Source organism: Kitasatospora sp. NPDC001683, from assembly GCF_053596495.1.
On the sequence record NZ_JBSFGK010000025.1, the window covers coordinates 1 to 12,028 of the forward strand.

The window sequence follows — 12,028 nt, forward strand, 5'->3', positions numbered from 1 at the left end:
GGGGCGAGCCTTACCGCCGGGGAAGGGGCTTCAAGGGGATGTTCCGACCGGGGGGGGGGGGGGGGGGGGCGGCGGCGGGCCCCCCCCCCCACCGGTCATTCCGGTCATTTCACTGCCGCCGCCGGCCCGCCGTGGATCCGCAGGAAGGCGTCCACGCCCGCCGCCGCGATCCGCTCGACCTCCTCGCCGGCCACCGGCAGCGCGCCCCAGAAGGAGCGCTCGGCCACGCCGTGGAAGGTCAGCAGGGTGAACTGCTCGGCGGCCAGCTCCGCGTCCACGACGGCCAGCAGCCCGCGCTCGGCGAGCGCCGCGAAGCGCTCCGCGAGGTCCCGCTGGGCGGCCGCCGGACCGGCTTCCAGCCAGGCCTCCAGCACGTCCGCCGGGATGTTGGCCACCTCGGCGCGGATGGCCCGGCCGAGCGCCCCGTGCTCGCCCGCGGCGAGCACGGCGTCGGCCCGCTCGACCGCGAAGTCGACCAGGCCGCGGCGCGGGTCCACCATCCGATCGAGGTGCTTCGCCATCAACTCCCCGAGCCGTTCGGTCAGTTCCGCCGCGCTCCGGAGCGCCACCGACAGGAAGAGGGTCTCCTTGTCGGCGAAGTGGTTGTAGACCGTGCGCTTGGACACCCCGGCCTCGGCCGCGATCGCGTCCATGCTGGCCCGGACGTAGCCCTCACGCCCGAAGACCGTCGTCGCGGCCCGGGTGATCGCCTTGCGCTTCTCCGGTCGTCCCGCTCCGCCTGTGGTCGCCACGGCCCTCCTCCTTCTCCGTCGGCGCCCCCGCCGACCCGTCTCAGAAACTGCCCGGTGTAGTGTCTGCAGGCCCGTTCACGCGGACTTGCCACCGAACAGGCGTGCTCTATGCTGCGTACGATCTCTACACCTCTGTAGAGCGAATCCGAAAACGTGCCTGCCCCCGAGCAGCAGCGGGAAACCGAGAACGGGAACCGGCCGGCCGAACACCAGCGTCCCGTACTGGCAGCGCCGCTACCGCTCTCCCGCAGTGACCCGGCGCAGCGCCGACGTGGCGCGCCGAGCACGGGAACACCCGGGGGTGAGTGAGTGGCGGGGCAGCGAGGACGGTCGTCCGACCAGGGTTCACGGCGGCGGGCGACGAGCCGCGCCACCGGCCCCGAGCGTCCCTTCTCCGGCGGGCCGACGCTGCCTGGGGTGGCGGCCGTCGGGCTGCCGCTGGTGGGCGCGGTGATCGACGAGCTCTCCGGGCCGGGCATGGGCCTGGCCTTCGCGGTCTGCGCGGCGCTCGGCACCGGCCTGGCGGCCGGGCTCAGCACCCGCCGGGGCTGGTGGTGGGTGCTCGCCGCGTCCCCACTGGTCGTGCTCGGTGTGACGGCCGTGGTCGAGTTCTCGGCGAACACTTCCGACTACCAGGGCAGCAAGCTGGCGACCGGCTCCGCGAAGTGGGTCGTCCAGGGTTTCCCCGTGATGGCGCAGGCCGCCGCGGCGGCCCTGCTGGTGATCGTGGTCCGGGTGGTCCGGGACCGGAGGAGGCGGCATGGCTGACGACCGTGAGCAGCGGGAGGGCGGCCGGACCGTCGGCCGCAAGGCCGCGCAGGCCCCGCAGGCCCCGGCGGACCGCAAGAGCTCCCCGCTGCTGATCGCCGGCCGGGTGGCGGCCACCACGGTCGGCTTCGCGGTGTTCGCGGCGAGCGGCGTGGTCTGGTACGAGTACACGTCCCTCACCGACGGGATGACCACCTCCAACGCCATCGCGCAGACCAAGAAGGACGCCCCCAAGCACCTGGACAACTCGGTCAACCTGCTGCTGATCGGCCTGGACAGCCGCAAGAACATGGACGGCTCCGACCTGCCTCCGCAGTTCGTCCAGGACGAACTGCACGCCGGCCACAGCTCGGACGTCGGCGGCTACAACACCAACTCGCTGATCCTGCTGCACATACCGGCGGGCGGCGGCAAGGTGCAGGCGATCTCCATCCCGCGCGACGACTACGTCATGACCTACAACGGGGACGGCTCCCAGCAGGGCATGCACAAGATCAAGGAGGCGTACGGGATCGCCAAGGAGAAGTTCGACGGCAGCTCGAAGGCCAAGGGACTCAAGGGCGCCGACCTGGAGAAGGCCGGCCGAGACGAGGGCCGCGCGGCCACCATCCGCACCGTCCAGACCTTCGTCAACCAGCCCGTCGACCACGTCGCCGAGGTCAACCTGATGGGCTTCTACGACATCGCCAAGGCCGTCGAGCCGATCCAGGTCTGCCTGACCCACGACACCAAGGACCCGGCCATGGAGGGCCAAGGCTCCGGCGCCGACTTCAAGAAGGGCATCAACACCCTCAACGCCTCCCAGGCGCTCGCCTTCGTCCGCCAGCGCCACAACCTGGACGACGGCAAGGGCAACACCGGCGACTTCGCCCGCACCCACCGCCAGCAGGCCTTCATCTCCTCCGTCGTGCACAAGCTCAAGCAGGACGGCATCATCAGCGACATCGGCAAGCTCAAGGACCTGTTCGGCGTCGTCCAGAAGGACCTGGTGATCGACAACGAGTGGAACGTCCTGGACTTCGCCCAGCAGGCCCCGGCGCTGACCGGCGGCAACGTCGAGTTCAACACCCTGACCTTCGACGGCTTCGGCACCAGGAACGGCCAGGACGTCAACCTGGTCACCCCGGCGAAGATCCAGAAGGTGGTCAAGCAGGTGTTCGGCTACGCCGACGCGGCCTCGGCCGCCGCCCCGGCCGACGGCGCCACCGACGTCCCGACCACCGAGGCCCCCGCCCCCTCGCCGACCCCGACCACCCCGGCCAAGGCGGTCGCCCCGGCCACCGTCGAGGTGTTCAACGCCTCCTCCGCCCCCGGGGTCTCCTCCGCCACCGAGGCCAAGGCCCTGGTCGCGATGGGATTCAAGGAGGGCACGACCGGCCCGGCGCGCACCAAGCAGAAGGCCACCACGGTCACCTACGGCAAGGGCGCCAAGGACGCCGCCGACCAGATCGCCGCCCGCTACGGCGTCACCGCCACCGAGTCCGCCTCCGTCACCGCCGACCACGTCGTGGTCACCCTCGGCACCACCTTCACCGGCGTCGCCACCGACCAGCCCACCACCCCCGCCGGCCCCGCCCCCACCGGCGACCCCGCCGCCAACCTCCCCATGCAGGGCCCCGGCGTCGACGCCGAGTCCGACGGCGGCATCCCCTGCGTCTTCTGACGACTTCCGTCATCGATCCGGTGCCCCGCCGTCCGGGCGGGGCACCAGCTCAGGACCACTCGAAGTACAGCGCCGGCCGCACCGGCCGCGGGCTGCCGGGCGCGAACAGGAACACCAGGTTCACGGTGGGCCCGGACGGCGCCTCCAGCCGCGGGCCGCGGATGCTCAACCCGAAGTCGTTGATCGCTTTCCCCGCCGCCAGCCCCACCCGCACCTCGCGGTACCAGGCTTCCAGGGGCTCGACCGGCAGGTCCCAGTACGCGGCCAACTCGCCTGACAGCCGGTAGGCGTCGTCCACCGTGGCCGCCGGGAAGGTCGCGCTGACCAGGTCGAGCGTCTCCCCCTCGGCGGTGGCCAGCAGCTCGACCCGCCCGGTGAACCAGCGCCCGCCCGGCAGCGCGATGGTCGCGGCCACCGTGGGGATGCGCCAGCGGCGCCGGACGGCCCCGGGCCAGCCGACGTCGCTGCGGCGGTGGTCGGTGCGGAGGTTCCAGGTGACGGCCTCCGGGTGGACGGGTTGCTCGTACGACAACAGGGGCTCCGGTTCAGGGTGGGGTCGCGGTGGCGGACTGGGTGGCCTGGTCCCGGAGGGTGAGCCTCAGGTTGTCGCCCCAGGCAAAACTGATCTTGATGGTCACTGGCTGCCCGTTGTTGACGGTCTCGTACCTGAGACTGACACCGACGAGCGGGCCGTCCGGAGTCAACAGCGGGGCGTCGGTCCCGCCCTCCTCAGACCCGAGACGCGCCCGGTCGCCCTTCGCCAGGTCATCCAGGACATTCTGATGGAAGTCCTCGATCCCGTCGGTCTTCAGGTGGAACTGCCGGGCAAGTTCCAGAGCCTTCTTGTACGCCGTTTCGAGCGGCATCTCGGGGTACCAGCAGAGGAGTTCATCGATGTTCTCGGCGTCATCGTGGGTGGCCGCCACCACGAGGAACATCTTGTCGGCGTGGAAGCGCTGACCGCCCGGCAGATCGATGTCCAGCGGGCCCAGGTCGTTGAAGTCGTGGCCACTGTGCGGGTTCAGCTTGACCCCAAGATCGGCGCCCCGATGCGAGTTCCGCAGATCCCAGTGGACGGAACGTGTCCTGTCGACCAGCGAACACCCGGTGACCAGCAGACCGGCACAGATCACCGCGGCAAGGCGTTGAACCCGCCGTCCCTCCGTCACGGCAGGATCTCGTACTGCTCGGCCCGGTCGAGCAGCGGAGTGTCGATGAGCGTCTTCGCCGCCACCGGATTCGCCAGGAGCTGCTGGTACTTGGGCAGCATGTCCTTGCGGATCCAGTCCATCCGATCGTTGGTGTCGGTCACATACCGATCGTCCCACCAGGTCGACCATTCACCGCCGTAGTAGTCGCTGAAGGACTTGCTGCCCGGGATCGGCGACTTGGTCATGGCCGACAGCACCTCGGCGAAGGTCTCCCCGACCGGGCCGTGGTGGTTCTCCACGGCCTGGTAGGAGCCCGGCAGCACCTTGGTCTGCTCACGTTCCAGCAGTGCGGCGTTCCCTGCCGCCACCCGCTTCGGATCACCCGAGTCGATGTCCCGCCAGGCATCGACCAGTTCCTTCGGGTACTTGTTCACGTCCTGCTGCTGCAACGCCTCGATGCCGGCCATGCCGTACTGCTGGTACGCGGCATGCATGGAGCCGACGTCGTCGAAGATGTCCTTCTGCATGCTCAGGAACTTGTTCTCGAACCACTGCACCTCGTCCGTGCTCATGGTGGCCAACGGCCCCATCAGCGGGGTGGCCAGCCCGCCCACGTTCGCGCCCTTGATGAACTCGTCGAGGTCGTGGATCCCCCCGTACACCGGGGCTCCGGCCAGCTTGGCCATGCCGGCCCACTGGAAGTCCGGGTTCTCGTCCCACAGCTTCTGGTACCAGGCGTAGACCTTCTGCACGGTCTCGTCGTTGAAGTCCAGGCCCTTGTCCGGGTTCCACTTCGACGGGTCGATCCCGGCCTTCCGCATGGCGAGTTGCCTGTAGTAGTCCTCCAGCTTCGGCACCCCGGGCAGCCCCTGGACCTTCCACGGCGCCGCGTCCAGGAACAGGTTCCGCTGGTCCGGCGACAGCGCGCCCCACCAGGCGGCCCGGGCGGCCGGGTCGGTGGGTATCGCGTCCCCCTCGACGGTCCCGGCGAGCCGGGTGGCCTCGCCGAGGTCCTTGGCGGCGAGCTGAACCGCGCCCGCCAGGCCGGTGCGCCCGCTGCCGTCCAGAAGCTTGGACTCCGCTGCCAGCTTGCCCAGTTCGGCCGCGCACTTGGCGTCCGCCCGGGTGGCGGCCTGGACGGCGGCGGCGATGTCGGTGGTGAGAGCGGTGGCGGCGGCGACCTCGGCCCGGTAGGAGTCGGCGGCCTCCTGCCGGAGCGCCGCGTTCTTCGGCAGCTGGTCGACCGGTGTCGGCGTGGCGGTGACGGTGCCGTTCGCGTCGACCGTGAGGCCGCGCCTGCTCGCCTCCGTCAGCGCCCACTGCAGTTCCTGCTGGGCGGCGGTCACCGCCTGGACGAAGCCGTCCAACACCTGTTGGACCGCCTGGAGTTCCAGCGCGGCCACCTGCAGCTGCAACTCCTGCTGGCCGAAGGAGTGCCGGGCGCCGGTCGCGGCGGGGCCGGTCCAGGTCCCGAGCGGTTTCAGCACCGACTCCTCGATGTGCTGCCGCGCCTGGTCGAACGCCTTGGCGACGGCCTGCCAGTCCTTGCCGGACTCCGTCACCGACTCCAGTTTCACGTCACGCAGGCGCGCGAAGTCCACCACGGGAGCCCCCCTTTTTCCCTGTCGTCCTATTCGAGGGCCTTGGCAGACCCGTGGTCTGTCTTGCCGTAGTTGTCGGCGGCCGTGCGGAGCGCCTCCTCGTCCGCGCCCAGCGCGGTACGGATCTTCTCCACTCCCTGGGTCCACGCGGTCACCACGGCGGCCAGCTGCCCAGACACCTGCCAGCCCTCCAGGGCCGTCTCGGCGTTCCCCGAGGCGGTGCTCGCGGCCTGGGCCGGCTTGGCCAGCCCTGCGGTGATGGACGAAGCGTTGGCCGCCGAGGACCTCAACTGCTCCGGCGAAACCTCGAATCCGGCGTCCGACATCGGATCGGCCCCCCATGCTCGATGCGATCCCTCAACACTAGCGGCGCCGTGCGGATCACCGCCGGACTTTCTCGAACATGGGCACGAATGAGTGGATCTCCCTGGCGAGATTCTCCGTACTGTGTATAGTGTACTGCGTACGGGATAATCGCGCTCACCGACGAGAGGGCTCCGCCCATGCAGATCACCAGCACCGTCGTCACCCTGACCGTCGAGGACGTCACCACCTCCGCCGCCTTCCTCCAGCGGCACTTCGGCTACACCGAGCTGATGTCCGCCGACGGCTTCGTCTCGCTCGGCCACCCCGGCGGCGGGGTCAACGTCGTCTATCTGCGACGCGGCCTGGAGGTCCTGCCCGAGGACCAGCGGCACCGGACGGCGGACGGGGTGATCCTGGCGTTCACCGTCGAGGACATCGCCGGGGAGGAGGAGCGGCTGCGCGGCGAGCGGGTCGCGATCACCCTGCCGCTGCGCGAGGAGCCGTGGGGCGAGAAGCTCTTCCAGGTCACCGACCCGAACGGGGTCGTGGTCGAACTGGTCGAGTGGGCGGACAGGTAAACGACGGCGCCCCCGTCCGGTAGCGGACGGGGGCGCCAACTCGTGGGCGGGGGTGGTCAGTCCACGGTCCAGGTGTCGTTGCCCGCGAGCAGGGTCGCCAGGTCGCCCGGGCCGCGGTGGGCGGCGGCGGTGGCCAGCTGGCTCTCCATCAGCTCGTCGTAGACCGGCCGCCGGACGTCGCGGAGCACGCCGATCGGCGTGTGGTGCAGGGTGTCCGCGTCGGCGATCCGGGAGAGCGCGAAGGCGCCGGCCGGACTGGCCGCGTGGGCGTCGTGCACCAGCACCCGCGCCTCGTTCTCCGGCGTGACCGGAGCGGTGAACAACTCGCCGTCCTCACCCCGGAAGACGCCGTTGGCGAGCTCGGCACCGAAACGGATGGCCTGCCCGTGCTCCAGCCGGATCAGCGCCTCGTCGCGGGTGCCGGGCTCCTTCAGCACCTCGAAGGCGCCGTCGTTGAAGATGTTGCAGTTCTGGTAGATCTCCACCAGCGCCGTGCCCTCGTGCTCGGCCGCCGCCCGCAGCACCGACTGCAGGTGCTGGCGGTCCGAGTCGATGGTGCGGGCGACGAAGGAGGCCTCGGCGCCGATCGCCAGCGACAGCGGGTTGAACGGCGCGTCCAGCGAACCCATCGGGGTGGACTTGGTGATCTTGCCGAGCTCGCTGGTCGGCGAGTACTGGCCCTTGGTGAGGCCGTAGATCCGGTTGTTGAACAGCAGGATCTTCAGATTGACGTTCCGTCGCAGGGCGTGGATCAGGTGGTTGCCGCCGATCGACAGCGCGTCACCGTCCCCGGTCACCACCCACACGTTCAGGTCCCGCCGGGAGGAGGCCAGCCCGGTCGCGATCGCCGGCGCCCGGCCGTGGATCGAGTGCACCCCGTAGGTGTTCATGTAGTACGGGAAGCGCGAGGAGCAGCCGATGCCGGAGACGAACACGGTGTTCTCGCGCTTGACGCCGAGCTCCGGCATGAAGCCCTGCACCGCCGCCAGGATCGCGTAGTCCCCGCAGCCGGGGCACCAGCGCACCTCCTGGTCGGTCTTGAAGTCCCGGGCGCTCTGCGGCCCTTCGGCCTTCGGCACCAGCCGCAGCGACGGGAAGCCGCGCTTCCCGGAGTCGATGTCGCTCATGCGCTCGCCTCGCTCCGCTCGGCAGGGGCATTCGCCCACGCGCGCCTCTTGGTGGTTCGCTCTCCCCCAGCCTTCGGCCGGGGGTACCCCCATCGCTCGCTCATCGGTGGTCCTCCTCGTCCAGGCTGCCGATCGCCGCCCACAGCACGTCCGCCAACTGCGCCGCCTTGAAGGGCAGTCCGCGCACCTGGTTGTAGGACTCGGCGTCCACCAGGTACTTCGCCCGCAGCAGCAGCGCGAGCTGCCCGAGGTTCATCTCGGGCACGATGACCTTCTCGTAACTGCGCAGCACCGCGCCCAGGTTGGCCGGGAACGGGTTGAGGTTGCGCAGGTGCGCCTGGGCGATCTCGCCGCCGTCCGCGCGCACCCGGCGCACCGCCGCGGTGATCGGCCCGTAGGTCGAGCCCCAGCCGAGCACCAGCACCCGGGCGTCGCCGGTCGGGTCGTCGACCTCCACCGGCTTGACCGTGATGCCGTCGACCTTGGCCTGCCGGGTGCGGACCATGAAGTCGTGGTTGGCCGGGTCGTAGGAGATGTTGCCCGTGCCGTCCTGCTTCTCGATGCCGCCGATCCGGTGCTCCAGCCCGGCCGTGCCGGGCACCGCCCAGGGGCGGGCCAGGGTGTGCGGGTCCCGCAGGTACGGCCAGAAGGCGCCGTCCTCGCGGTTCGGCCGCGTCGCGAACTTCGGGTCGATCTCCGGCAGTTCACCGACCTCGGGGATCCGCCACGGCTCCGAGCCGTTCGCCAGGTAGCCGTCCGAGAGCAGGAACACCGGGGTCCGGTAGGTCACCGCGATCCGGGCCGCCTCCAGCGCCGCGTCGAAGCACTCGGCGGGCGTGGCCGGGGCCACGATCGGCACCGGCGCCTCGCCGTTGCGCCCGAACATCGCCTGCAGCAGGTCCGCCTGCTCGGTCTTGGTCGGCAGGCCGGTGGACGGGCCGCCGCGCTGGATGTCCACCACCAGCAGCGGCAGTTCCAGCGAGACCGCCAGGCCGATCGTCTCGGACTTCAGCGCCACGCCCGGCCCGGAGGTGGTGGTCACGCCGAGCGCCCCGCCGAAGGCCGCGCCGAGCGCCGCGCCGATGCCGGCGATCTCGTCCTCGGCCTGGAAGGTGCGCACCCCGAAGTTCTTGTGCTTCGACAGCTCGTGCAGGATGTCCGAGGCCGGGGTGATCGGGTACGACCCCAGGTAGAGCGGCAGGCCGGAGCGCTGCGCGGCGGCGATCAGCCCGTAGGACAGCGCCAGGTTGCCGGAGATGTTGCGGTAGCGCCCGGCCGGGAGCTTGGCCGGTGCCACCTCGTAGGAGACCGCGAAGGACTCGGTGGTCTCGCCGAAGTTCCAGCCCGCCCGGAAGGCGCTGATGTTCGCCTCGGCGATCTGCGGCTTCTTGGCGAACTTGCCGCGCAGGAAGGCCTCGGTGCCGTGGGTGGGCCGGTGGTACATCCAGGACAGCAGCCCCAGGGCGAACATGTTCTTCGCCCGCTCGGCGTCCTTGCGGGCCAGTCCGCTGTCCTTGAGCGCCTCCAGGGTCAGCGTGGTGAGCGGCACCTTGTGCAGGTGGAAGCCGTCCAGCGAACCGTCGCCGAGCGGATCCGCCGGGTAACCGACCTTCGCCAGCGCGCGCTTGGTGAACTCGTCGGTGTTGACGATGATCTGCGCGCCGCGCGGCAGGTCCGGCAGGTTCGCCTTCAGGGCGGCCGGGTTCATCGCCACCAGCACGTTCGGGGCGTCGCCCGGGGTGAGGATGTCGTGGTCGGCGAAGTGCAGTTGGAAGGACGACACTCCCGGCAGCGTCCCGGCGGGCGCCCGGATCTCGGCCGGGAAGTTCGGCAGCGTGGAGAGGTCGTTGCCGAACGCGGCCGTCTCCGAGGTGAACCGGTCACCGGTGAGCTGCATGCCGTCACCGGAGTCACCGGCGAACCGGATGATCACCCGGTCGAGTCTGCGAACGGGCTTGGCGCGCTTCTCCGGCGGGCCCCCTGGAGCGGGACCCGTACGACCCTCGCCGCCGTCCGATCCGTCCACTGCCTCTGACTGATCGACCTGACTGGTCACTGCCGCGGACCTCCTCGTGGGCACACCACCGCGGGCGTGGCCCCGTGCCCCGTCCGCCTGGTGCACCGCTCGCATCCTATGCGCGCGTACACGAGCCCGGCCGGAACTCCGGCAGGAAATTCACCCGCCCACGCTCGTACCGCACCTCACCACAACGCACGACCGCCGGAGATCATTCCGCGCACGGACCAGGCCCGCCGCACCCGGGCCGGAAGCCCCCGGCTACGAGTTCAGGTAGGTGAGCACCGCGAGCACCCGGCGGTGGTCCTCCGGGCTCTGCGCCAGGCCGAGCTTGAGGAAGATGTTGCTGACGTGCTTCTCCACGGCGCCGTCCGAGACCACCAGCTGCTTGGCCACCGCCGCGTTGGTGCGCCCCTCCGCCATCAGGCCGAGCACCTCGCGCTCGCGCGGCGTGAGATTGGCCAGAACGTCGCCCTTGCGGCTGCGGCTGAGCAACTGCTGCACCACCTCCGGGTCCAGTGCGGTGCCGCCCTCGGCGACCCGCACCACCGCGTCGGCGAACTCGCGCACCTCGGCGACCCGGTCCTTCAGCAGGTAGCCGACGCCCCGGGTCGAGCCGGCCAGCAGCTCGGAGGCGTAGCGCTCCTCCACGAACTGCGACAGCACCAGCACGCCCAGCTGCGGGTAGCGCCCGCGCAGCTCCACGCAGGCGCGCAGGCCCTCGTCGGTGTGGGTCGGGGGCATCCGCACGTCCGAGACCACCACGTCCGGCAGGGCGTCGCAGGCCGCCAGGTCGTGGATGGTCTTCACCAGGGCGGCGCCGTCCCCGACACCCGCCACGACCTCCAGGCCGCGGTCGGTGAGCAGCCGGGTCAGACCTTCCCGCAGCAGTACGGAGTCCTCGGCGATGACGACGCGACGCATGGTGACCTTCCGGGCAGGCGTGAGCTGACGGGAGCCAGTCTCCCCCATCCCGGCGGTGCCGTGGGCGCCGACCGTGGACCGGCTCCCGGACCGCCCGGGACCGGTCACATCGTGCGGATCGCCACCGCGTCGCACAGCCCGTCCAGGGCCGCCTTCGCCGCGCAGTCCGGCAGCGGGGCCAGCAGCGCCCGGGCCTCCTCGGCGTGCCGCAGGGTCTCCCGGCGGGCGCGCTCCAGCGCGGGGTGGGCGCGCAGCAGGCGCAGCGCCTCGGCGTGCAGGTCGTCGTCGGAGAGGTCCTGGGTGAGCAGTTCGCGCAGCCGGGTGTCGTCGGGGTCGGACGGGTCGGCCGGCATCTGCTGCAGCAGCAGGGTCGGCAGGGTGGGCACGCCCTCGCGCAGGTCGGTGCCGGGGGTCTTGCCGGACTCGTGGCCGTCGCTGGCGATGTCCAGCACGTCGTCGGCCAGCTGGAAGGCGATGCCGATCCGCTCGCCGAACTCGCCGAGGGTCTCCACCAGCCACGGCTCGGCGCCGGCCACCAGCGCTCCTATCCGGCAGGAGACGGCGATCAGCGAGCCGGTCTTGCCCTCCAGCACGTCCAGGTAGTGCAGCAGCGGGTCCCCGTCCGGGCCGGGTCCGCGGGTCTCCAGGATCTGGCCGGTGACCAGCCGCTCGAAGGCCTCGGCCTGCATCCGCACCGCCGCCGGGCCGAGGTCGGCCAGCACCTGGGAGGCGCGGGAGAACAGGAAGTCGCCGGTGAGGATGGCCACCGAATTGTCCCAGCGGGAGTTGGCGCTCTCCGTCCCGCGGCGCACCGGGGCCTCGTCCATCACGTCGTCGTGGTACAGCGTGGCCAGGTGGGTCAGCTCGACCACCACCGCGGCCGGCACCACGCCGGGCGCGCCGGGGTCGCCGAACTGGGCGGCCAGCAGCAGGAGCAGCGGGCGGAAGCGCTTGCCGCCGGCCTCGAGCAGGTGGCTGGCGGTGACGGTGATGAAGGGGACGTCGCACTTGACGGCCTCGGCGAGCGCCGCCTCCACCGCGTCCAGTCCGATCTGGACGTCACGGGTCAGGTCGCGGTCCTGCACGCTGAGCCCGAAGGGTCCCACGACGGTCACGAAGACCACTCCTCTGTCCCTGGTCG

At 71.1% G+C, this 12,028-nt stretch carries 12 protein-coding genes; 3 read left to right on the top strand and 9 right to left on the bottom strand.

The genetic code is table 11. The features are described 5' to 3' along the window. Window positions 1–104: 104 nt before the first annotated feature. Window positions 105–752 (bottom strand): TetR/AcrR family transcriptional regulator, encoded by a 648-nt coding sequence (locus ACWCYO_RS15860; RefSeq protein WP_270144744.1) that lies wholly within the window; start codon window positions 750–752, stop codon window positions 105–107. A gap of 417 nt (window positions 753–1,169) precedes the next feature. On the opposite strand from ACWCYO_RS15860, the gene ACWCYO_RS15865 reads away from it, so the two are divergent. Together ACWCYO_RS15865 and ACWCYO_RS15870 are read left to right on the top strand one after the other, a co-directional pair. Beyond that, a complete protein-coding gene (locus ACWCYO_RS15865) occupies window positions 1,170–1,520 on the top strand; it encodes a DUF6542 domain-containing protein (protein ID WP_449784536.1) in 351 nt (116 codons plus the stop codon). After that, window positions 1,513–3,183, top strand: a complete 1,671-nt coding sequence (locus tag ACWCYO_RS15870; RefSeq protein ID WP_449784537.1) for an LCP family protein — start codon at window positions 1,513–1,515, stop codon at window positions 3,181–3,183. The genes ACWCYO_RS15865 and ACWCYO_RS15870 overlap by 8 nt, the downstream gene beginning before the upstream one ends. A gap of 49 nt (window positions 3,184–3,232) precedes the next feature. Here the strand turns inward: ACWCYO_RS15870 and ACWCYO_RS15875 are convergent, their stop codons facing one another. Genes ACWCYO_RS15875 through ACWCYO_RS15890 form a run of 4 tightly spaced genes read right to left on the bottom strand, consistent with a single transcriptional unit; the run spans window position 3,233 to window position 6,261 of the window. After that, window positions 3,233–3,715: a hypothetical protein gene (locus tag ACWCYO_RS15875; RefSeq protein WP_270144750.1), complete on the bottom strand. Its 483-nt coding sequence runs from the start codon at window positions 3,713–3,715 to the stop codon at window positions 3,233–3,235. Between the two features lie 13 nt (window positions 3,716–3,728). Continuing rightward, entirely contained in the window at window positions 3,729–4,352 is a 624-nt protein-coding gene (locus ACWCYO_RS15880) for a hypothetical protein (RefSeq protein ID WP_449784538.1), read from the bottom strand. After that, a complete protein-coding gene (locus ACWCYO_RS15885; RefSeq protein WP_270144754.1) occupies window positions 4,349–5,938 on the bottom strand; it encodes a DUF2515 family protein in 1,590 nt (529 codons plus the stop codon). Before ACWCYO_RS15885 ends, ACWCYO_RS15880 begins: the two co-directional genes overlap by 4 nt. 26 nt (window positions 5,939–5,964) lie before the next feature. Beyond that, the gene (locus ACWCYO_RS15890; protein ID WP_270144756.1) at window positions 5,965–6,261 is read right to left on the bottom strand and encodes a type VII secretion target; all 297 of its coding nucleotides are present in this window, start codon (window positions 6,259–6,261) and stop codon (window positions 5,965–5,967) included. 177 nt (window positions 6,262–6,438) lie between these two features. Here ACWCYO_RS15890 and ACWCYO_RS15895 point away from each other — a divergent pair, with 177 nt between their 5' ends. Then, on the top strand, window positions 6,439–6,819 hold the full coding sequence (locus tag ACWCYO_RS15895; RefSeq protein WP_449784539.1) for a VOC family protein: 381 nt from the start codon (window positions 6,439–6,441) through the stop codon (window positions 6,817–6,819). A 56-nt stretch (window positions 6,820–6,875) separates the two neighbouring features. Here ACWCYO_RS15895 and ACWCYO_RS15900 read toward each other — a convergent pair whose 3' ends face one another. The 4 genes from ACWCYO_RS15900 to ACWCYO_RS15915 all read right to left on the bottom strand — a co-directional run bounded on the left by ACWCYO_RS15900 (window position 6,876) and on the right by ACWCYO_RS15915 (window position 12,002). Then, the gene (locus ACWCYO_RS15900) at window positions 6,876–7,946 is read right to left on the bottom strand and encodes a 2-oxoacid:ferredoxin oxidoreductase subunit beta (RefSeq protein WP_270144758.1); all 1,071 of its coding nucleotides are present in this window, start codon (window positions 7,944–7,946) and stop codon (window positions 6,876–6,878) included. 100 nt (window positions 7,947–8,046) lie between these two features. Continuing rightward, window positions 8,047–10,002 (bottom strand): 2-oxoacid:acceptor oxidoreductase subunit alpha, encoded by a 1,956-nt coding sequence (locus ACWCYO_RS15905; protein WP_270144759.1) that lies wholly within the window; start codon window positions 10,000–10,002, stop codon window positions 8,047–8,049. 222 nt (window positions 10,003–10,224) lie between these two features. Next, window positions 10,225–10,887 (bottom strand): response regulator transcription factor, encoded by a 663-nt coding sequence (locus tag ACWCYO_RS15910; RefSeq protein ID WP_270144760.1) that lies wholly within the window; start codon window positions 10,885–10,887, stop codon window positions 10,225–10,227. Window positions 10,888–10,991: 104 nt separating this feature from the next. After that, a complete protein-coding gene (locus ACWCYO_RS15915) occupies window positions 10,992–12,002 on the bottom strand; it encodes a polyprenyl synthetase family protein (RefSeq protein WP_270144761.1) in 1,011 nt (336 codons plus the stop codon). Window positions 12,003–12,028: the final 26 nt, after the last annotated feature.

Coding starts and splice junctions, on each gene's coding strand:
- ACWCYO_RS15870 (WP_449784537.1), top strand. CDS start 1,513: ATGGCTGACGACCGTGAGCAGCGGGAGGGCGGCCGGACCGTCGGCCGC.
- ACWCYO_RS15900 (WP_270144758.1), bottom strand. CDS start 7,946: ATGAGCGACATCGACTCCGGGAAGCGCGGCTTCCCGTCGCTGCGGCTG.
- ACWCYO_RS15910 (WP_270144760.1), bottom strand. CDS start 10,887: ATGCGTCGCGTCGTCATCGCCGAGGACTCCGTACTGCTGCGGGAAGGT.
- ACWCYO_RS15890 (WP_270144756.1), bottom strand. CDS start 6,261: ATGTCGGACGCCGGATTCGAGGTTTCGCCGGAGCAGTTGAGGTCCTCG.
- ACWCYO_RS15895 (WP_449784539.1), top strand. CDS start 6,439: ATGCAGATCACCAGCACCGTCGTCACCCTGACCGTCGAGGACGTCACC.